Consider the following 20,391-nt stretch of genomic DNA (forward strand, 5'->3'; position numbering starts at 1 on the left):
GCCCTTGTTGCACAAAACTCCCTCATAAAATCGAGACTGGCCCGGTTTGAAGCCAGCGTTTTTGAGGACTTGATAGTCGGTATCGGTATCGGTCTTGAAATGGAAGTCCTTTTTCTGTCGCAGTGCAAAGGACACCCCGCGCTGCTCCAACCAGTCCGCCAGTTTAGGGCTATGGAACTCCCGGTCACCCAGCAGTAGAACCGGGTAGGACTTAAACAAGGACAGGGCCGCTTTCAGCAGTCGCCGTTGCGTTTTCAGGTCACTCGTACCCGCCCGCCCTAAACGCTCCCAATAGACGGGTAAAGCATGAGTCCCCCACACCACGCTGACCATGAATATATTTCGCCCTTTCCATTCCGTGCGGTCCATTGCCAGAATCCAATAGCCGTGTTTATGGTGTTTGAGCGTTCTCAGACGACGGCGTTGGTCACGGTTCAAGCCCCGTCCCGTTTCCACTTGGCGGATCCAATATTTGAGCAGTGGAAACCACAGCACCTTGAGCGTGAGTTGGGGTAAGGCTAAAAAGCGTTGTAAGTTCCGTTTGCGACTTTGATACTGAATGGGCTGAGGAAAGACGCTGGCTAAGACGGAGAGTTTGACTTGGCGATGCGCTTGTAGCAATAACAACAGTAACTGGAAGGTCAAGTACTGTTTTTCATTGAGATGGGTGAGAAGGGTAGTTTGGTAGAATGTAGGGAACATATTTGGTTGGGGGAGCTGTACTGAGGCTCCCTTTTTTTTGTCCCCTCCATTATCTCAAAACCCTGTACCGTATGACGTTGAGTGCCCTTGTCACCCGTTAAGGTCGGTCAACCAGGTACAGTATTTACGCCGCCCAGTACTAGTAGTTCACCAAAGGAACTTTGCCAGGTTGCCTCAAGCCAGAAGAACCAATTCTTGGGGGTTTGAAGAGTTGAGAACCCTGCAAAGTTTGCTTGGCAGACTACTAGGGCTCAGGTTCAAGAATAATCTTGCGTTCTAGGGCTAACTGGACCAGTTGATCGACGAGACTTTCAAAGCTGACCCCTGTGGCCTGCCAGAGGCGGGGGTACATACTGGTGGCGGTGAAGCCGGGGAGGGTGTTGATCTCGTTGATCAACACCTCTCCCGTCGCTTCCACATAGAAAAAATCCACACGGGCTAAACCCGCTGCATCTACGGCTTGGACAGCGGCCACCGCCATCTCGCGGATCTGGCGACTGATGGCTTCCGGGAGGGCGGCGGGGATGACCAGATCGGCCTGTCCGGCGGTGTACTTGGTTTCGTAGTCGTAGAAGTCGCTGCTGAAGACAATTTCTCCGACAACGGATGCCTTGGGGGTATCGTTGCCGAGGACGGCGCATTCCACCTCTCGGGCGGTGACCCCTGCTTCGACAATGATGCGGCGGTCATAACTGGCGGCACTGTCGAGGGCGGCCTCTAGTTCCGATCGCGATCGCACTTTTGCAATCCCCACAGAGGATCCCAGATTGGCGGGTTTAACAAAACAGGGATAGCCCAGGGTGGTCTCGATGCGATCGCACAGGGCAGGAAAAATACAGGGATTGGACCAAACCTCAGAGCGCAACACCGGCAGGTACTTGACCTGGGGTAGCCCCGCCTGGGCAAAGGCCATCTTCATCGCCACCTTGTCCATGCCCAGGGCCGAGCCCAGCACCCCCGACCCCACAAAGGGCACCTGCATCAGAGTCAGCAGCCCCTGGAGGGTGCCATCTTCACCATTGGGGCCGTGGAGGACGGGAAACCAAACCTCAATCTCAGCAGCAGCGGTACCATCGGGTAGGCGAGAAACCAACACATCGGGGGTCGCCGTTAGCGCAGACTCGGGCTGGGGAGGTTGCCCCGCCGCCAGCACCATCGCCGCCGCCGCTCCAAACCGCCAGACCCCATCCTTTTGAATGTAAACGGGAATGACCTGATACTTTTCTGCATTGCGACCCTGCTGGAGAGCCGCCACAATTGCCTGAGCTGAGGAGATAGACACCTCATGCTCCCCAGAGCAACCCCCAAACAACACCCCTATTCGCTGCCGTGCCATTGGGTCCTCCCGTCCGTGATGCTAGAGCTAGATCAGCCTCATATCTATCACGTTGAGGCCCTAGAGACTACGCCCCAGAGATCAGAAAGATTCCCAAATCCCCAGTCCCTTAGCCCGCAAGGTCAAAAAAAACCCTGGAATCCCATTCGGAGTTCCAGGGTGCGACAATCAGGGTGCATCTACCACCCCACTTTTCCCCTAACCCACCTAGTATCCGGACAAAATTAGGCAGGACTCAATTAGTATTATCAGGCACATTGATTGCCCCCCATCTCGCTAGGATCATAGGATCTAGGTTCGGGCATTACGCCATCTCTCTGACCACAATCGGGTTCCAGGTTAGTTCTATAGCTCAGGGGGTTGCCCTCTCCACGGTCTACTCAATCCTGAAAACCTGCTGTCCCTCACTGCTAGGGTAGGTCCCCCCCAGTTTCCCATTGGTTTGCTGGAATCTACTCTGAAGACGGAGCGTGGAGCACGAACAACCATAGAGGTGTGGTACGCCCATCATTCCGACGCCCCGCCCACCTTCGTCACTGTTCCAATGGCAATCGGATTCCCACCTATCCATGGCCGACCCTCGGAGTTCCCGTCCCTTGTTGTCCCTGTCGTCCCCTTTCCCTAACACCAGCGCCAGTTTGGCCCTGCTGCACCATCTGCAACATATCGTGGTGGCGGCGAGTCAAGCGCCTGGGTTTCAGGAGGCTTTGCAATGCATTGTTGAGCAAATTTGTACCCATAACCAGTGGATTTTTGGGGAAGTTTGGCTACCAGTGCCCCAGGGTGATCGCTTGGTCCATAGTGGTATCTGGTACACCCCGATTTCTGCCCTCAACAGTTTTGGGGAATTGAGCCAGACCCTTTCCTTTGCTAGGGGGGAGGGGTTGCCAGGGCGGGTTTGGGCCAGTCAGGAGCCAGAATGGATTACTGATGTCGCGGCCCAACCCACCAGCCTATTTCTGCGAGCGGAGGCGGCTCTGGCCTTGAATTTGGGCGCAGGGCTGGGGGTGCCACTGAAGCTGGACAACCAGACTCTAGCCGTGATGGTGTTTTTTCAGGGGGAAGCCTGGGAACCCAATGCGGATCAGGTGGAGTGGGTCAGCGCGATCGCAACCCAAGTGGGAGCCATTGTCCAGCTCAAGCGAACCGAATCTGCCCTACGCCATAGTGAACAGCAGTATCGCTTGCTGGCGGAGCAGTCACGAGACTTAATTTCTCGCCACAATCTCCGGGGCATCTACAGCTACGTGTCCCCCGCCTGTCGGCTGCTCCTGGGCTACGAACCCGAAGCGTTGCTAGGACGCCCTGCTCAGGAATTGCTACACCCAGAGGATGAGGCACGGGTGTTGCCTGCCTATCGTCAGGTGTTGCGTCAAGGCGGCTGTTCTACAGTGCGCTTTCGGATGCGTCATCGCCAGGGCCACTACCGCTGGTTTGAAACCGTGAGCTGTCTGCTCCCCCGCCAATCTACGCACCAGCGGCGACAGATCTTAGCCCTGACTCGGGATGTGACCGACCACGTAGAAGTGGAGCAGACCCTGCGCGATCGCGAACGCTTGATGCGTCTTGTGCTCAACAGCATTCCCCAGCAGGTGTTTTGGAAAAATACCCAGGGAGTTTATCTCGGCTGCAATCGCATGTTCGCCGAAAATGCTGGGCTGGCCTCCCCTACAGACATCTTGGGTCTCACCGACAACGATATTGCCCTCTATAGCCCCCAAGAAGCAGCCCATTTCCAGCACCGCGATGTTCAGGTCATGGCTGCCGGAGAGGCCGATCTGAATGTAATTGAATCCCAGCCCTATGCCGATGGCAGTCGCCGCTGGGTCAGCGTCAGCAAATTTCCCATCTACGATAGCCTCGGAGAGGTGATGGGGGTGATGGGAACTATTGAGGACATCAGCGATCGCCTTGCCGCCCAGCAAGCCCTAGCTCGTCGAGAAAAATACTTAGCCGCTCTAGTGGAGGTGCAGCGCCAACTGCTCACCCTAGATGGCACCTGGAACTGCGATCGCTACATCGCCATGCTCAAGATTCTAGGGCAGGCAACCCTAGCCAGCCGGGTTTACCTCTACGAACTGCTGCCCGATCAGGACTACCTACAGCAATTGGCCAAGTGGTCTGGGGAAGGGAGCGAAGCCATCCTCACCGATCCCGCCTTTACAACTCTTTTCGTCCAGGGAGGCCCCTTTGAGCCCTGGTTTCAGACCCTCTCCAGCGGGGGCGTAATTAACCAAACCTGTAAGCAGTTTTCCACCGACCTCCAAAAGATTCTGGCCCCTCCTCCAGCCCAAGTGAAGTCTATTTTGCTCTTGCCCCTGATGGTGAAGGGAGCCCTCTACGGCATCGTCGGCTTTAGTAACTGTGTCGAGGACCGCCTCTGGAGTCGCTCAGAGGTGGCGCTTTTGCAGGTGGCAGCGGCAGCCATCGCCCTGTCCATCGAGCGCTACCAAGCCGAAGTATCCCTACGGCGGGCGGAGACCAAATACCGCAGTATTTTTGAAAATGCGGTAGAAGGCATTTTCCAAAGCACCTTAGAAGGCTCCTACCTAACCGTCAACCCGATGCTGGCCCAGATCTACGGCTATGCCTCCCCCGCCGACCTCATGGCTAGCCTGACGGACATTAAAACCCAGCTCTATGTGGATGCCCACCGTCGCGATGTCTTTATTCGCCAAATGATGAAGCAGGGCTCGGTGCTGGGCTTTGAGTCCCGCGTCTATCGCCGCGATCGCAGTATTATCTGGATCTCAGAATCGGCACGGGTAGTCTACGACGATCGGGGCCACCCCATCAGCTTTGAGGGCACGGTGGAGGACATCACCGCCCGCAAACAGGCAGAGGTGGAACTGCACCGCCGCGATCGCCTCTTGCAGGGGGTTGCCCAGGCCAGCCAGCATTTGCTCACCGCCCCAGAATTTGAGCTCGCCGTGCCCCAGATGCTGGCCATCCTGGGGGCGGCTGCCGATGCCGATCGGGTCTACCTCTACGGCAACCACCCCCACACCGACACCGGGGAACCCGCCATGAGTATGCGCTACGAATGGACCCACACAGACATTGCCCCCAGCATTCAACAGACCCACTGGCAAAACCAGACCTATCGAGAACATGGGCTCCAGCGGTGGTACCGGACCTTTCTATCGGGTCAGTCTATCCGGGCATTGTCGAAACATTTACCGATAGCAGAACGGACCTTGCTAGAGCGGGATGGCATCCTCTCGATTTTGATGGTGCCGATTTTCATCGACCAGACCCTGTGGGGCTATGTAGGCTTCGACGCCTGTCGCCAAGAGCGGTACTGGACTGATAACGAAGAGTCCATTTTGGTGGCGATTTCCGCCAGCTTAGGAGGCGTCCTCAAACGCCAGCAAGCAGAAACCCAAATGCGGCACCAAGCTTTTCACGATGCCCTAACAGGGTTGCCCAATCGAATGCTGTTCAACCAGTATTTGCCGGTGGCCATTGCCCAAGCCCAACGGACACACCAACAGCTTGCCGTAATGTTTCTGGATCTGGATCGATTCAAAACCATCAACGACACCCTGGGTCATGCCATTGGCGATCTGCTGTTGCAACAAGCCACCCAGCGTCTCAAACAAATCCTGCGGGAGGGAGACATCATTGCCCGCTGGGGTGGGGACGAGTTTACCCTGATTTTGCCTAACCTCAAGGCTCCTGAGGAGGCGGCTAAGATTGCCCAGCGTCTTGCCAGCCTCCTCAGGCCAGCCTTTCTGATCGAACATCAGGAACTCTACATCACCAGCAGCATTGGCATTGCCCTCTATCCCCAAGATGGAGCCGACATGACCAGTTTGCTACGTCATGCCGACGCTGCCATGTACCGAGCTAAGGGCGCTGGGCGCAATACCTACCGCTTCTACACCGCCACTACCAACGATGAGGCCACCCACCAACTGGTTCTAGAAAAACACCTGCATCATGCCCTAGACAAACAAGAACTGCATCTATTTTTTCAACCCCAGATCAATCTCACAACGGGACAGGTCGTCCAGGTAGAATCCCTACTGCGATGGGAGAATCCTCGTTTGGGCTGGGTGCCGCCCAGTCAATTTATCTCCGTTGCGGAGGAGGTGGGGCTGATTGTGGAATTTGGGGACTGGGTCCTCCAGACAGCCTGTGCCCAACTTCATACCTGGCATCAGCAGGGATTTACGCCCCTGCGGGTGGCGGTGAACCTCTCAGCCCGCCAGTTGCAACAGCGCACCCTAGTGTCCCGCATTGCGGAACTCTTGCACCACTACGATCTTTCTCCCCAGAGCTTGGAGTTAGAAATTACGGAAACGGCGGCGCTACTGGATATCGATGCCTCCATTGCCACTCTGAATGAGCTGCGGCAGTTGGGGACACCGATTGTGATGGATGACTTTGGCACCGGCTTTTCTTCCCTCAGTTATTTGAAACGGTTGCCCATCCAAGGGTTAAAGATTGATCGCACCTTTGTCCATGAAATTCCCCACAACGCTCAGGATGTCGCCATGCTGCGAGCGATTATCGCTCTTGGGCAGGAACTGGGGTTGATGGTGGTGGCGGAGGGAGTGGAAACCCAGGCTCAGCTTGACTGCCTGAAGGATCTAGGTTGTCGAGACATGCAGGGCTACTGGTTTAGCCATCCCTTAGCGGTGGCAGCGATGACCCAGTATCTCCAGCGATACTGGCCCGGATATGATCAGGGGGGCACTTGTCCCTCCTAAGAGATGACACGATGAAAATTCTTTGGCAATGGTTATGTGTTGGCCTGACTCTGGGACTATCTCTGGGACTCTTGGGGCTGGGGTTGATGCGCCCGGTTCTGGCGGCTCCGGCGACTCTTCCTGGGGAGAGGGTTGAGACCACGATGGCCAAAGGCCAGTCGGTCCCCAAGGCACCCAATATGATTGCAGAGGCGATCCCCGAGGCCATCCCGGAAACAATTCCCGATGCCCCCAGTGCTGCCCAAATCTTTGAGCTGAACTGTGCCGGGTGCCATGCCCACGGCGGTAACATCATCCGCCGGGGCAAGACACTGAAATCCCATGCCCTAGCCCGCAATGGGGTGGACTCGGAAACTGCGATCGCGGCCATCATCACCCAGGGCAAGGGAATCATGTCTGCCTATGGCAATCGCTTTACCCCTGAGGAGATAGATCTCCTTGCCACCTATGTCTGGCACCAGGCGCAGGATGATCTGTGGTAGAGACTGGTAAAGACCTCCGAGGTTTTGAAAACCTCGGAGGTCTTTGTCTTTGTTAATCCGTAGACTTCTCCCAGATGAGGGTCGTCTGACGAAGACTGCGGTAGTCGCCATTGCCCAGAATGAGATGATCCAGTAGGGGAATACCTAACACCTGAGCCGCCTCCAGAAGTTGCTTCGTCAGGGAAATATCTTCTGGGCTAGGGTCAAGATTGCCACTGGGATGATTGTGGGCAATGATGATGCGGGTAGCCCCGTGGCGCAGCACTTCCCGGAAAATATCGCGGGGGTGGGCCAGAGTTTCCGTAGCAGTGCCGATGGTAATCACCTTGCTACCCAGGATGCGGTGCTTGACATCCATTAACAGCACGGCGAAGCGCTCTTGGCTTTGCCACATCAGGTCATGGCTGAGGGCAGCGGCGGCAACACTGGGGTCATCGACAACGGTTTTATCCGGCGGACGGGCCTGAATCACCCGTTTCCCCAATTCCAAGGCAGCGAGGATGGTGGTGGCCTTGGCAGGGCCAACACCGGGAATTTCCATCAGTTCCTGGGCGGAAACATCCCGCAAGACACCCATCGGATCCCGCTGATCCTTTGCCAGGGATTGCAGGATGTACTGCCCCAACCCCACGGCGGAGAGCTTACCCGGACCCTGGCCCGTCCCCAAAAGAATGGCAATCAGCTCAGCGGTGGCTAGATTTTTGGCCCCGTGGGTCAGAAGTCGTTCGCGGGGGCGTTCACTGTCGGGCATGTCAGTGATCCGCATTCGATATTCGGTTTCGGTTGTCGCCATGAGCACCCCTGGTCTGAAGCAGCAATTCATCCTGTTTTTAGTTATCTCATAGGAGGGGGTGGGGGAGTGATGGGGTGTTGGGGTGATGGGGTGATGGGGTGATGGGGTGTTGGGGTGTTGGGGTGTTGGGGTGTTGGGGTGATGGGGTGTTGGGGTGATGGGGTGATGGGGTAGGGGCGCGGTTTCCGCGCCCAATGCAGAATATCGCCGTAGGGGCGCGGTTTCCGCGCCCAATGCAAGATGTCACACAAAATCTGCCCTGCCGCAAAGGAGGGATCTATACCCCAGCACTAGGTAGAGTGGCAAAGGCGTCGATGTGATAGAACAAAGCGTCTAGGTGGGCTGGGGTGGTGAAGGGGTTGAGGAGCACGGCTTTGAACCAGCGCTGGTGACGATAGAGGGGCAAAGAGAGGAAGGTATTCCCCTGGGTGAGGAGATATTGCTGAAGCGCAATGTTCCATTCATCCCAGCGATCGCGGGGCAGATCGGGGGGAGAGCCGCGCCAGCAAATCACATTCATTTCTGGTTCGCTGGCGAGGGTGAGATAGGGGCGCTGGCGGAGGTTTTGGAGGAAATGGGCCGTGAGATCGTAGCTGGCGTCGATAAGGGCGGCGCAGCCCTGCTTGCCAAAATGTTGCAGCGTGAGCCACAGCTTCAGGACATCTACGTGGCGGGTGCCCTGAATCGTCAGTTCCCCCAGGTTGGGCCAGTCCTCCTCGGTGTTCATGTAGGGAGCGGCAATCTGGAAATGGCGGTGGAGGTACTGGAACTGGCGGAAGAGGACGGAGGCACAGGTTTTGGTGACGTAGAGCCACTTTTGAGGATTAAAGGTAACGGAATCCGCCTGTTCAATGCCTTGGAGGCGATGACGGTGGCGGGGGGAAAACACTAGGGCTCCCCCGTAGGCGGCATCTACGTGGAACCAGAGGCCGTGGGCGCGGGCGATAGCAGCCAGGTCCGGCAGGGGGTCAATGGAGCCAGTGACGGTGGTTCCGGCGGTGGCGACGATGGCAAAGGGCTCTTGTCCCGCCGCGATCGCACTTACAATGGCCGTCTTCAGAGCCAAGGGATCCATCTGGTTTTGATCATTGGTGGGCACTGCGATCGCAGCCTCTGTTCCCAACCCCAGCACCATAGCCGCCTTGCGGATCGAGGTGTGGGCCAGTTCTGAGGTAAAGAGAACCGGAGGCCGGGACCGTTGACTCAGCCCCGTGGTCAGAGTGCCAAGTTTGACATTGCGGGCCACCGCGATCGCTTGCAGATTGGCCAGACTCCCCCCACTCACCAGCAATCCCCCCGCCTCGGCACCCAGGCCAAACATCTGGGCAATTGCCCGCAGCAGCAACAGCTCCAATCGGGAAAAGGGTGGCGACATTTCCACGCTGAGCATGTTGTTGTTCAGAGCCGCTGCCACCCAATCCCCCAGCAGAGAAAAAGTACTGGGCAAAGGATCCATGTGGCCCAGATAGCCAGGATGGGCGGGATTCATAGCCTGGGCCAGCACCTGCTGAATCTGCTCTAGAAGCACTTCGGTACCAGCAGGCAGATCGGGGAGGAGGGCAGAAAACTGGGCCGGGGCGCTGGAGGGGAGAGGGGATTCCAGTCCCGCGCCGCTGAGGTGATCCAAGATTTGCTGGCTGACCCGCTGCATCAGGATCTCAATTTCCGCCCGGTTGTGACCAGAGGGATCGATAAAAGCGGTAGCGGGTAAAACAGTTCTGTCCAAATCGGGGCTCCTCGATATGGCTTTTCTGGGGGCAACAGCTAGCCTTGATACTGATATTGCAGCAGCACTAGCGATCGCGCCCCCACCACCACGGCGTCATCAGGGAGCACCTTGGGCTCCTCCAAAAATCCCTGCTCCAGCTTGGTATCCAGAACAAGGTACCAGGGAAGGGTTCTCAACATCGCCGCAACCGTAAAGGTCACCGCCTCTTCCTGAGCATTGAAAAACAGCAGAAACGAGTCATCGATAATGCGATTGCCCTGGAGGTCGGGGCTGGGAATTTCGGACCCATTCAAAAACACCCCCAGCGCTTTAGCAATGCCCTCCTGCCAAGCTTCCTCTCCGATCTCATTACCCTCGGGATCATACCAACCAATATCGCTGATGTCGGAACCATGGATGGCGCGCCCCTGAAACCAGTCGCGACGACAGAACACGGGATGGGCACTGCGAAAGGCCAGCATTTTCTGGGTAAAGGTTAACAGGGGCTCCTGAGACTCCCGCAAGGTCCAGTCCAGCCACGACAGCTCATTATCTTGGCAATAGGTATTGTTATTCCCCCCTTGGGTGCGGCCAAACTCATCCCCCCCCAACAACATGGGCACCCCCTGGGACAGCAGGAGAGTAGCGAGGAAATTACGCTGCTGCCGGAGTCGCAGTTGCTGCACTAGGGGATCGTCCGTCTCCCCCTCAATGCCGCAATTCCAGGAGCGATTGTAGCTCTCCCCATCCCGGTTATCTTCGCCGTTGGCCTCATTATGCTTTTCGTTGTAGCTAACCAAATCCCGTAGGGTAAAGCCATCGTGGCAGGTAATGAAATTGATACTGGTGTGGGGGCGCTTGCCGTTGGACTCGTACAGATCGGGGCTGCCCGTCAGGCGCAGGGCAAAATCCCCCAGGCGACAGTGCCCCTCCCGCCAAAAATCCCGCATCGTATCTCGATACTGACCATTCCACTCCGACCACAGCAGAGGAAAGTTCCCCACCTGATACCCCCCCTCCCCCAAATCCCAGGGTTCGGCAATCAGTTTGGTGGTGGACAACACCGGATCCTGGTGGATGATGTCAAAGAAGGCGGCAAGGCTATTCACCTCATACAGTTCTCGGGCCAGGGCCGAAGCCAGATCAAACCGAAAGCCATCCACATGCATCTCCAACACCCAGTAGCGCAGGCTATCCATAATCAGTTTCAGCACTTGGGGGTGGCAGACATTGAGGGAGTTGCCGCAGCCCGTGAAGTCCATATAGTAGCGGGGCTGATCCTCCACTAGGCGATAGTAGACCGCGTTGTCAATGCCCCGGAAGGTGAGGGTGGGGCCAAAGTGGTTGCCTTCTCCGGTGTGGTTATAAACCACATCCAAAATCACCTCGATGCCCTCGGCATGGAGGGCCTTGACCATGGCCTTAAATTCACGAACTTGGTCGCCGCCAATGCCGGAGGCGCTGTAGCCGCCATAGGGGGCAAAGTAGCCCAGGGAGTCATAGCCCCAGTAGTTATGCAAATCAAGGTTGGCGAGGTGCCCCGGAGCGGCGTTGAAGTGGTGGACCGGCAACAGCTCAATAGCGGTGATACCTAAGGATTTCAGGTGGGCCACAGCAGCGGGGTGACCTAATCCGGCGTAGGTGCCCCGCAGTGCTTCAGGAATATCGGGGTGCTGCTGGGTAAAGCCCCGGACGTGGGTTTCGTAGATAACCGTTTGGTGCCAGGGGGTCTGGGGGTGGGCATCCTCTCCCCAGTCAAAGTGGGGGTTTATGACCACACATTTGGGAATCAAGGTGGCATCATCCGCTGGGTAAAAGGCGAGATCGCGATGGGGGTCGGTACCCGCCGCTAGGGGATAGCTGAAGAGGGCTTCGTCGTGGCGAATATCCCCTGCGATCGCATTGGCATAGGGATCCAGCAACAGCTTGTGGGGGTTAAAGCGATGGCCTTCATCCTCCGGCGTGAAGGCCCCATAGACGCGGAAGCCATAGCGCTGCCCCGGCCCAATCCCCGGCAGGTAACCATGCCACACATAGTTGCTCACCTCCGGCAACTGCATCCGGGTTTCCTGGTCCTGGTCGTCAAATAGGCACAGTTCCACCGCCGTCGCATTTTCTGAGAAAAGGGCAAAGTTGGTCCCCGCCCCATCCCACGTAGCACCGAGGGGATGGACAGAACCGGGCCAGGGGTTAGGCGTCATGGTCAAAGGCTGGGACCAAAGGGGGTAGACAGATCATATTGATTTTAGCGGGGATGTCTAGAGGGGGTTTTACGGGGAAATGGTGCGGGTTCTAGGCTCTGGCAGAATAGTGATGTGAAGAATCCCATGAAATCCTGAAGCGATAAGAGCAGCGCCATGGCCCTAGGGGTCATCATAGAAGCAGCGCATTCTTAAAGTCTGAAATTCCTATGCAATCTGGTTGGCGTGTTGGCTCAATCTTGGGCATTCCCCTATTCATAGACAGTTCTTGGTTCATCATTTTGTTGCTGGTGACCTTCGCCTATGGCAACAACCCCAATTGGCAATCTAGCTGGGGCGGATACGCCTGGGTCATCGGGTTTGCCCTAGCCATTTTGTTATTTGTGTCGGTCCTCCTCCATGAACTAGGTCACAGCCTTGTAGCCCAGTCTCAGGGCATCCAGGTCAACTCCATAACCCTATTTCTATTTGGGGGCATCGCCGCTATTGAGAAGGAGTCCAAGACCCCAGGACAAGCGTTTCAAGTTGCGATCGCAGGCCCCCTCGTCAGCTTTGGCCTTTATCTCAGCCTCAGCCTATTACTGGCCATTGGCACCCTGCCCATAATGGCAGAGACCGTACTGGCGAGTGCGGCCCAGATCAACCTGATTCTGACCCTATTCAACCTGATTCCAGGACTCCCCCTAGACGGCGGCCAAGTCCTCAAGGCATTAGTGTGGAAAGCCACCGATAACCGGATCCAGGGCGTCCGCTGGGCCGCTCGCACCGGCCAAGCTCTAGGCTGGGGAGCCGTAGGCTGTGGCGTCTTAGCCTATCTGGCCCAGCCCAGCCTAGATTTAATCTGGATTGTGTTAATTGGTGGCTTTACCATTCGCAATGCCGCCGCCTACAGTCGGGTGGCAGACCTCCAGGAAACCCTGACCAATCTGACCGCAGCAGATGCCGTATCCCGCGAATTCCGGGTCGTGGATGCCAAGATGGCCCTGCGACAATTTGCTGATGAGTACGTCCTAAATACGGAGCGATCACCAGCCTACTTCGCCGCCTCCGACGGGCGCTATCGGGGCTTGGTCCTGATAGATGACCTACGGGCCGCAGAACGCAGCCAGTGGGACAGCCTCACCCTCCAGGCCATTGCCCGTCCCCTCACAACCATTCCGGCAGTGCGAGAAACCACCCCCCTGGCAAAGGTCATTAATATCCTAGAGGGAGAAACCCTAAGCCAAATTACGGTGCTCACCCCCGCCGACGCCGTAGCCGGGGTAATTGACCGGGGAGATGTGGTGCGGGCCATGGCCCAACGCATGAATCTGGCCATTTCCGAAGCCCTGATCCAACACATCAAAGAGGAAGGAGAATATCCCCCCGGTCTCAAGCTAGAGGCCCTGGCCAAGGCCATCATGGAGTAGGGACATCTCTCCCCCATGACTGTCTCCGCTCCGCTCCCTACTACAACCTACTGTGTACAAAGTAGCCTCCTACGACAGCTCGTCTGGGCTGCATTCTGAAACTGTGGAACGATCTCTAAACCTCACCGACACCTACCGTTGCCCCCTGTGTCGCCAGGGCGATCTCCAAGCTCTGACCCTCATAGACGCCTTTGCCTGCAACTTTTGTCGCCATATCCTCACCGCCGATCTAGATCGTCAGGAGGTGCAGGTTGTGGATAGCAGCCAACCCATAACCTGGACCTGGACCGGACAGCGATGGCAATCCCTCAGCCACTGGGGACGGCCCCTAACCCCCCTAGTCTGGATAACCACAGCCCTTTTACTGAGCTTGCCCGCTGGCGTAGTCAGCCTTGCCGGATATCTCTTTCCACCCCTGGCTCCTGCCCCTGGACTGCCCTTTTCCCTGATCTGGGCAGCAATCACCTTTGCCGCCCATTTCCTCCTGGTGCTGTGGCTCCTGGCAGAGCACTACCAATTTCCCATCTATGTGACCATGCAGGTCCGACTATTGCAACAACGCCCTAGCTGAGGACTTTCCCCATCGTGATGTGCTCAATGCCCACTTCCCGATAGACCCGACCCTCGGTGCGAAATCCCAGCTTTTCGTAGAAGGGAATGGCATGACACTGGGCAGCGAGGAAAACCCGGCTGTGGCCCTCAGCCTTGGCCGTGGCCAGAAGCGTCTCCATCACCTGGCGACCCACTCCCCGTCGTCGCAGGGGCTGGGTAACAGATACCCGACCAATGCGCCCCTCCGGCGTCAGTCTCCCCGTAGCGACCGCCCAGCCATTCCAACGGGCTAGGACATGGCGGCAGTCGGGGTCTAGGCGATCGGTCTCAAAGGCAAGCGGAACCCGTTGCTCACAGACAAATACGGATTGACGAATGTAGTGAATATCAGTCCGGTGAGCGTCATAGTCTACAACATCCACAAAAATAGGACTCTCAAGTCTTGGCAGCGTAGCAGTCTCCACCCTGATCATAGGAACGTTATCCGTTAGTCTCAACAGCCTGATTGTTGCGATGGCCCCATGGGGGCAGTCCTCGACCTTCACGCATCACCGGTAGCTCTGTAAAGTTACACAGAACTCGGCTGATTATGTGTTGTTCTGGATACTGACCGGGGCCGAGATTAATGGTAAGCATTGAAATTTCTTGGAGCCTCTGGCTAAAAAGCCTTGAAGTCCTTTAGTTCCATAAAACTCACCAAGATTCACCCTAAGCAATGCCCGTATCCATGGTTATCTTCTGCGCTTTTTGGACCCAAATCAACCGTTGATTTACGGTGCCCTAAGCCCTAGGATTTAGGATTGCCTTAGGGGTTTCTCACCTATCGGTGACGAAATTTTTACGCCCATTCAAAAGACAAAAAGGGTGCGTCACACTAATTGGTGTGACGCACCCTTTCTCAATTGCTCTGGAGTTACGGAAGAATTTAGGGTAGTTCGGGGGCTTGCAAATGGGGCAATAGGGCCAAAGGCTCTACCGACTCCGTAGTGGCAAAGACCTTTTCCCGCAGGTGGTCCGTCATGGCGATGGTGGTGGAATCGTACACCTGGGTCAGGAGCTTGGGATAGAGACCAAAACCGATGATGGGCACCAGCAGACAGGCGACGATAAACACCTCCCGAGGCTCCGCATCCACCAAGACCTCATGCTCGATCAGGTCCTTGTTTTCTGGCCCATAGAAAATTTCCCGCAGCATGGACAGTAGGTAAATGGGGGTCAGCACCACTCCAACGGCCATTAACAGCACCGCAATCAGCTTGAAGGGAAAGCTGTAGGCATCACTGGTGGCAAAGCCCACAAACACCATCAGTTCCGCCACGAAACCACTCATCCCCGGTAGAGCCAGGGAGGCCATAGAACAGGCGGTGAACATGGCGAAAATCTTGGGCATCTTTTTGCCTACGCCCCCCATCTCCTTGAGGATCAGGGTATGGGTGCGATCGTAGGTGGCCCCGACGAGGAAAAAGAGGCTGGCCCCAATCAACCCGTGGGAGACCATTTGTAGCACCGCACCACTCAGGCCCAGGTTTGTAAAGGAGGCAATGCCAATAATCACAAAACCCATGTGGGAAATGGAGGAATAGGCAATCTTGCGCTTCAAATTGGGCTGGGCAAAGGAGGTGAGGGCGGCGTAGATGATGTTGATGATGCCAAAGATGATCAGAATCGGGGCAAAGACCCCATGGGCATCGGGCAGCATCCCTACGTTCATGCGAATGATGGCGTAGCCCCCCATTTTTAGCAAAATGCCCGCCAGCAGCATGTGGACTGGGGCGGTCGCTTCCCCGTGGGCATCCGGCAACCAGGTGTGGAGGGGGAAGATGGGCAGCTTCACCGCATAGGCAATCAGGAATGCGGCGTACATGAAGAGCTGGAAGTTAAGGGCGTAGTCCTTTGCCGCTAACGCCCGCATGTCGAAGGTAATGTCATCTCCGTAGAAGGCCATGGCCAAGGCGGCCACCAAAATGAATAGAGAGCCCCCAGCGGTGTAGAGAATGAATTTCGTCGCCGCGTAGAGCCGTCGCTTGCCCCCCCAGATGGACAGCAGCAGGTATACCGGGATCAGCTCTAGTTCCCACATGAAGAAGAACAGGAGCATATCTTGGACGGCAAATACCCCCAACTGACCGCTGTACATGGCCAGGATTAGGAAGTAGAACAGGCGCGGCTTGAGGGTAACGGGCCAGGAGGCCAGGATGGCCAGGGTACTGATGAAGCCCGTCAGCAGGATCAGGGGCATGGAGAGGCCGTCGGCCCCCACGGTCCATTTCAGATCCAGTTGGGAGACCCAGGTGTAGCTCTCTACCATCTGAAGCCCGGACCCATTCAGGTCATAGCTTTGGGTGAAGCCGATGACGAGGAGGACAAAATCAATTAGGCCCACAATCAGGGCGTACCACCGCACGGTGCGCCCGTTCTGATCCGGAATGAAGGGGATCGCAAGGGCCGCTGTGATCGGCAACAGGGTGGTAACTGTTAGCCAAGGAAATTGATCAAGTTCCATAACGGTGGCTGATATCAGCAGTTTTTGAATGGAGCAACAGGTGTCAGCGCGATCGCAAAACGCAAAACTATGACTATGAATGAATGACGGGGCGGTAAAGTACCCTTCGACTCCGCTCAGGGCACTTTACTCCGCAGTCCCAAAAAAGAAACCCCGTAGAGTTTAGGTCACCCCCGACAGAAGTACCAGCCCCAGCACGGCCCCAAATATGATCAGGGCATAGAACTGGGCGCGGCCATTCTCTAGGTATTTCAATCCCTCCCCGGTGACGAGGGTGACGAAACCCGCCAGATTGACGACCCCATCCACGATCCGCACGTCGATTTCCAGCACTTGTTTCGCCAACTTGCGGCTGCCCTGGATAAACACAACGTCGTTGATCTCGTCCAAATACCACTTGTTCTTGGACAAGAGATAGAGGGGACGAATGCGATCTGCGATCGCGCCGGGATCAATCACCTTAGTCCGATACATCATCACCGCCAGGGTAATGCCAATCAGGCCAATGCCCACAGAGGCCCCCCCCATGACCAGGAATTCCGGCCAGTCAAAGGCTTCAGCGGCTTCTCCCAACAACTCCACCGCCTCCCCAGGGGGATGGATGAAGGCTTCAAAGTAGTTGGCAAAGGGGGTCCCTACCAAGCCGATCAGCATCGAGGGAATCGCCAACATCATTAGCGGGAAGGTCATGGCAAAGGGAGACTCATGGGGCGTCTCACTGTGGTGATCGTGATCGTCCGCGTGGGCATCCGTCTCCAGGGTCAGTTCCTGGGGATTCATCGCCCCCGGCCCGAGGGAAGCCCCCATCGCCATGAGCTGTTCCCGCTTGAGCTGGGTTTGGATGGACTTGTCCGTCCCCCGAAACTCCCCTTCAAAGGTGGAGAAATACATGCGGAACATATAGAAGGCAGTGATCCCCGCCGTCAGCCAGCCAATGCCCCAGAGCACCGGACTCACGGCAAAGGTGGAGCCCAGGATTTCATCCTTAGACCAGAACCCAGCGAAAGGGGGAATACCACAGATGGCTAGAGTGCCCACCAGAAAGGTAAGGGCGGTGATGGGCATGTATTGGCGCAGCCCCCCCATAAGACGCATGTCCTGGGCTAGGACGGGATCGTGACCCACCACCTCTTCCATGCCGTGGATCACAGAGCCGGACCCCAGAAACAGCATGGCCTTGAAGTAGGCGTGGGTCATTAGGTGAAACAGCCCCGCGCCGTAGGCCCCCACCCCCATGGCCATGACCATGTAGCCCAACTGGGACATGGTGGAATAGGCCAGACCTTTTTTAATGTCGTTTTGGGTGATGGCAATGCTGGCCCCCATGAAGGCGGTGAAGGCTCCAGTCCAGGCCACCACCGTCATGACGATGGGTAGGTTTTCAAAGACCGGGAACATACGGGCCACCAGAAACACCCCCGCCGCCACCATAGTGGCGGCGTGAATTAGGGCAGAAATGGGGGTCGGACCTTCCATGGCATCTGGCAACCAGACATGGAGCGGAAACTGGGCCGATTTGGCCATGGGACCGAGGAACACCAAAATGGCAAATACCGCCACTAGGCCAGAGGTCAGGGATCCGGCGGCGACCAGCTCCGTCAAGCGCTCTCCCATCACATCGAATTCAAAGCTGCCGGTGGCCCAAAAGATGGCCAACATCCCCAGTAGCAGGCCAAAGTCCCCTACCCGGTTGGTGACAAACGCCTTTTGGCAGGCATCCGCCGCCGCCTTACGGTTGTACCAAAATCCGATTAGCAGGTAGGAACACATCCCCACCAGCTCCCAGAACACATAGACCTGAAGCAGGTTGGGACTAATCACCAACCCCAACATAGAGGAGCTAAATAGGCTGAGATAGGTATAAAAACGGACATAGCCCGGATCGTGGGCCATGTAGCCATCGGTGTAGATCATGACCAGGAAGGCCACGGTGGTCACAATCACCAGCATCAAGGATGCCAGGTGGTCGATGGTGTAGCCCATGGTGAGGCGAAAATCCCCCGCCGAAGCCCATTCAATCAGGCGGGTATAGGATTCATGGCCCTGGACTTGACTGAAAAATATAAGAAAGGAAAGCACCATCGCTGCCCCGGTCAGGGACACGATGAACACCGCTGCTGGACGGCGGAGGGTGCTGGTAGTCTGGCTGTAACTAATCAGCCCGGTGCCGACGATGGCGGCACCTACAAGGGGCAAAACCGGAACCAGCCAAGCGTATGCGTAAATTGCCTCGATAGATTCCATTCCTAATGCCTGCTGTGCTGTCTGTCGTGATCGGGCAAAACCGCTTACATTTTGACACACACCTGTCACGATGCCCGGTATGCCTGAAACATGCCCGAGAACCTACCACTGATAACAGCAATATCCGGTTCAGGGTGAACGGGAATGCGGTCAGTCTTGGTGGTGAGCCCTGGTGGCCAGTCCTAAAAATCTGCCAGTCCATAGGATAAACAGGACCGCCTTGCTCCCCATCAGACGTAATACGGAATTTAGATTCCCCTGCATGTCTCACGTCCCCTCCTTTAAGGGGTCATGAATTTTTGGGCCATGCCGATGAGCCCTGCCATCTGACCTAAATCAACTTCGCCTGAGAGCACTTTCTGGATCAGTCCACCGCCCTTGGCATTGGATCCTTTGACCAGAAATTGGGCTACTAGGGGGGTAATGGTTTTTACCATTTCAGGACTAGCCCCTGCTTTCTGGGCGATCGCACCAATCTGGTCAGAGCCCATTAGTTTTTCGACGGCTCCGGTCGTCGCTACCGTTTGCAGGACTCCCATGAGGGAGCTGGCGTCTGCTTGGTTTTGGTTCTTCTGCTGGAGCAACCCTTGGAGGTTGCTGGCAATACTGCCAATCTTGTTGTTCTCTACGGGGGCATCGTTCAAGGAGCCTAGCAGGGAGCCCATTAAGCCGCTGTTGGCTTCGGTGTCGGAACTTGCGATCGCACTATTAACTAGACCCATTAAGTCCATGCTGTCACCTCTATATAGCGAGCTACTCGCATAGATTAAGGGGTTTGCCTATGGACGACAAGATTCCGTGGACACACAAGGGGCTTAAGCCACTTGTTCGTCGAGGTGTCATTAAGTTGGGGTATCCCTCATACATTAGGGAACCGCTATCAGTCTGCCTCAAGGTTACGGCCTATTCTTGGGATCCTGATCGAAGCGATTCCGTAATGGCGGTGAGCACTCCCAGGCAAGCCAGCAGGATCAGCGATCGCACCAAGACTGTATCGACCACCACTGCGATCGCAGTGGTCAGGAGGGACAACTCCAACACCTTGCCTACGCCGTAGGCAAGGGTGCAACCCACCAGCATCAGCAGGAAATACTTAAGGACGATTACCTCAAATTTAAGGCCCTTCTTCAAGGGATGGTGTCTGGATACTGGAGTTTACTAAGGGCGATCGCGGCGTTTTGGCGTAGGTGTGGATTGGGATCGGTCACCAGTTCTATCAGCGTGTTGATGGCGAGTTGTTAGCCAATCGCGCCAATGGCTTCGATGGCGTGGGCCTCGACGGCGGGGTCGGGGTCGATGAGTAAGTTGAGCAAGGCAGGGATAGCCGCTTCGGCGTTGAGTGCCCCTAGCACTTGGGCAACTTTGCCACGTACAGCGGGATCTTCATCTTGCAGGGCTTGGAGCAAGCCTGGAATGGTGGCTTCTGAGACAATATGACCTAAGGCTGTGGCAGCGGTTTGGCGAAGGTCAGGGGTGCCGTGCTTCAGGGTTTGGAGTAGTTGGGGAACGGCGGTTGCGTCTTGGAGTTGGCCGAGGGCTTGGATAACGTTGTGTTGAACGGTTGGGTTGGTATTGGTGAGGGCTTCTAGCAAGAGGGGGGTTGCAGTGGTCTCGCCGAGTTTACCGAGGGATTCTGCGGCTTTGGCGCGGACTTGGGCGTTGGGGTCACGGGTGAGGGCATGGGCCAGGGTGTCGAACACCATTTGGCGGTAGTTGGTTGATAGCTCCATGGGTTCTCTCCAGTGA

The 20,391-nt window shown here is 56.4% G+C and carries 16 protein-coding genes; 4 read left to right on the forward strand and 12 right to left on the reverse strand.

The features are described 5' to 3' along the window. Both LEP6406_RS0220430 and LEP6406_RS0220435 read right to left on the reverse strand, forming a co-directional pair. Nucleotides 1–702, reverse strand: a 702-nt coding sequence (locus LEP6406_RS0220430; RefSeq protein WP_027269308.1) for an IS4 family transposase, incomplete at its 3' end; no start/stop codon positions are given. A gap of 244 nt (nucleotides 703–946) precedes the next feature. Beyond that, the gene (locus LEP6406_RS0220435; protein ID WP_008312638.1) at nucleotides 947–2,038 is read right to left on the reverse strand and encodes a D-alanine--D-alanine ligase family protein; all 1,092 of its coding nucleotides are present in this window, start codon (nucleotides 2,036–2,038) and stop codon (nucleotides 947–949) included. A gap of 569 nt (nucleotides 2,039–2,607) precedes the next feature. Here LEP6406_RS0220435 and LEP6406_RS30585 point away from each other — a divergent pair. Beyond that, nucleotides 2,608–6,753, forward strand: a complete 4,146-nt coding sequence (locus tag LEP6406_RS30585; protein ID WP_008312640.1) for an EAL domain-containing protein — start codon at nucleotides 2,608–2,610, stop codon at nucleotides 6,751–6,753. 11 nt (nucleotides 6,754–6,764) lie between these two features. Then, nucleotides 6,765–7,235: a c-type cytochrome gene (locus LEP6406_RS34470; RefSeq protein ID WP_008312642.1), complete on the forward strand. Its 471-nt coding sequence runs from the start codon at nucleotides 6,765–6,767 to the stop codon at nucleotides 7,233–7,235. 52 nt (nucleotides 7,236–7,287) lie between these two features. Here LEP6406_RS34470 and radC read toward each other — a convergent pair whose 3' ends face one another. The 3 genes from radC to glgX form a co-directional block, all read right to left on the reverse strand. Beyond that, nucleotides 7,288–8,028 carry a RadC family protein gene (radC, locus tag LEP6406_RS0220450; RefSeq protein WP_008312644.1) on the reverse strand — a complete coding sequence of 247 codons (741 nt, stop codon included), beginning with the start codon at nucleotides 8,026–8,028 and terminating at the stop codon, nucleotides 7,288–7,290. Between the two features lie 277 nt (nucleotides 8,029–8,305). After that, on the reverse strand, nucleotides 8,306–9,754 hold the full coding sequence (locus tag LEP6406_RS0220455; RefSeq protein ID WP_008312647.1) for a pyridoxal phosphate-dependent decarboxylase family protein: 1,449 nt from the start codon (nucleotides 9,752–9,754) through the stop codon (nucleotides 8,306–8,308). Between the two features lie 38 nt (nucleotides 9,755–9,792). Continuing rightward, nucleotides 9,793–11,937, reverse strand: coding sequence for a glycogen debranching protein GlgX (gene glgX / locus LEP6406_RS0220460; RefSeq protein ID WP_008312648.1), 2,145 nt, complete (start codon nucleotides 11,935–11,937; stop codon nucleotides 9,793–9,795). Between the two features lie 209 nt (nucleotides 11,938–12,146). Between glgX and LEP6406_RS0220465 the strand changes: the two genes are divergently transcribed. Then, nucleotides 12,147–13,346, forward strand: a complete 1,200-nt coding sequence (locus tag LEP6406_RS0220465; protein WP_008312650.1) for a site-2 protease family protein — start codon at nucleotides 12,147–12,149, stop codon at nucleotides 13,344–13,346. 103 nt (nucleotides 13,347–13,449) lie between these two features. Further along, nucleotides 13,450–13,917: a hypothetical protein gene (locus LEP6406_RS0220470; RefSeq protein ID WP_036028637.1), complete on the forward strand. Its 468-nt coding sequence runs from the start codon at nucleotides 13,450–13,452 to the stop codon at nucleotides 13,915–13,917. Here the strand turns inward: LEP6406_RS0220470 and LEP6406_RS0220475 are convergent. The 7 genes from LEP6406_RS0220475 to LEP6406_RS0220500 all read right to left on the reverse strand — a co-directional run bounded on the left by LEP6406_RS0220475 (nucleotide 13,910) and on the right by LEP6406_RS0220500 (nucleotide 20,375). Continuing rightward, on the reverse strand, nucleotides 13,910–14,320 hold the full coding sequence (locus tag LEP6406_RS0220475; RefSeq protein ID WP_202807544.1) for a GNAT family N-acetyltransferase: 411 nt from the start codon (nucleotides 14,318–14,320) through the stop codon (nucleotides 13,910–13,912). The two genes, LEP6406_RS0220470 and LEP6406_RS0220475, sit on opposite strands and share 8 nt — an antisense overlap. A 503-nt stretch (nucleotides 14,321–14,823) precedes the next feature. Beyond that, complete coding sequence (locus tag LEP6406_RS0220480) at nucleotides 14,824–16,401, reverse strand: NAD(P)H-quinone oxidoreductase subunit 4 (RefSeq protein ID WP_008312657.1); 1,578 nt, start codon at nucleotides 16,399–16,401, stop codon at nucleotides 14,824–14,826. A 162-nt stretch (nucleotides 16,402–16,563) separates the two neighbouring features. Further along, nucleotides 16,564–18,636, reverse strand: a complete 2,073-nt coding sequence (locus LEP6406_RS0220485; RefSeq protein ID WP_027269311.1) for an NAD(P)H-quinone oxidoreductase subunit 5 — start codon at nucleotides 18,634–18,636, stop codon at nucleotides 16,564–16,566. 290 nt (nucleotides 18,637–18,926) lie between these two features. Then, nucleotides 18,927–19,376, reverse strand: coding sequence for a DUF937 domain-containing protein (locus tag LEP6406_RS0220490; protein ID WP_008312663.1), 450 nt, complete (start codon nucleotides 19,374–19,376; stop codon nucleotides 18,927–18,929). Nucleotides 19,377–19,548: 172 nt separating this feature from the next. Beyond that, complete coding sequence (locus tag LEP6406_RS32345; RefSeq protein WP_008312665.1) at nucleotides 19,549–19,776, reverse strand: hypothetical protein; 228 nt, start codon at nucleotides 19,774–19,776, stop codon at nucleotides 19,549–19,551. After that, on the reverse strand, nucleotides 19,773–19,874 hold the full coding sequence (locus LEP6406_RS35715; RefSeq protein ID WP_071992258.1) for a HEAT repeat domain-containing protein: 102 nt from the start codon (nucleotides 19,872–19,874) through the stop codon (nucleotides 19,773–19,775). Before LEP6406_RS35715 ends, LEP6406_RS32345 begins: the two co-directional genes overlap by 4 nt. Before the next feature lie 9 nt (nucleotides 19,875–19,883). After that, nucleotides 19,884–20,375, reverse strand: coding sequence for a HEAT repeat domain-containing protein (locus LEP6406_RS0220500; RefSeq protein ID WP_008312666.1), 492 nt, complete (start codon nucleotides 20,373–20,375; stop codon nucleotides 19,884–19,886). Nucleotides 20,376–20,391 lie beyond the last annotated feature (16 nt).

The organism is Leptolyngbya sp. PCC 6406, from assembly GCF_000332095.2.
Classification (GTDB): domain Bacteria; phylum Cyanobacteriota; class Cyanobacteriia; order Phormidesmidales; family Phormidesmidaceae; genus PCC-6406.

Excerpts from the sequence above, each read along its gene's own strand:
- LEP6406_RS0220500 (WP_008312666.1), bottom strand. The coding sequence starts at position 20,375 with ATGGAGCTATCAACCAACTACCGCCAAATGGTGTTCGACACCCTGGCC.
- radC (WP_008312644.1), bottom strand. The coding sequence starts at position 8,028 with ATGGCGACAACCGAAACCGAATATCGAATGCGGATCACTGACATGCCC.
- LEP6406_RS34470 (WP_008312642.1), top strand. The coding sequence starts at position 6,765 with ATGAAAATTCTTTGGCAATGGTTATGTGTTGGCCTGACTCTGGGACTA.
- glgX (WP_008312648.1), bottom strand. The coding sequence starts at position 11,937 with ATGACGCCTAACCCCTGGCCCGGTTCTGTCCATCCCCTCGGTGCTACG.
- LEP6406_RS0220435 (WP_008312638.1), bottom strand. The coding sequence starts at position 2,038 with ATGGCACGGCAGCGAATAGGGGTGTTGTTTGGGGGTTGCTCTGGGGAG.
- LEP6406_RS0220465 (WP_008312650.1), top strand. The coding sequence starts at position 12,147 with ATGCAATCTGGTTGGCGTGTTGGCTCAATCTTGGGCATTCCCCTATTC.
- LEP6406_RS0220490 (WP_008312663.1), bottom strand. The coding sequence starts at position 19,376 with ATGGACTTAATGGGTCTAGTTAATAGTGCGATCGCAAGTTCCGACACC.
- LEP6406_RS0220480 (WP_008312657.1), bottom strand. The coding sequence starts at position 16,401 with ATGGAACTTGATCAATTTCCTTGGCTAACAGTTACCACCCTGTTGCCG.
- LEP6406_RS30585 (WP_008312640.1), top strand. The coding sequence starts at position 2,608 with ATGGCCGACCCTCGGAGTTCCCGTCCCTTGTTGTCCCTGTCGTCCCCT.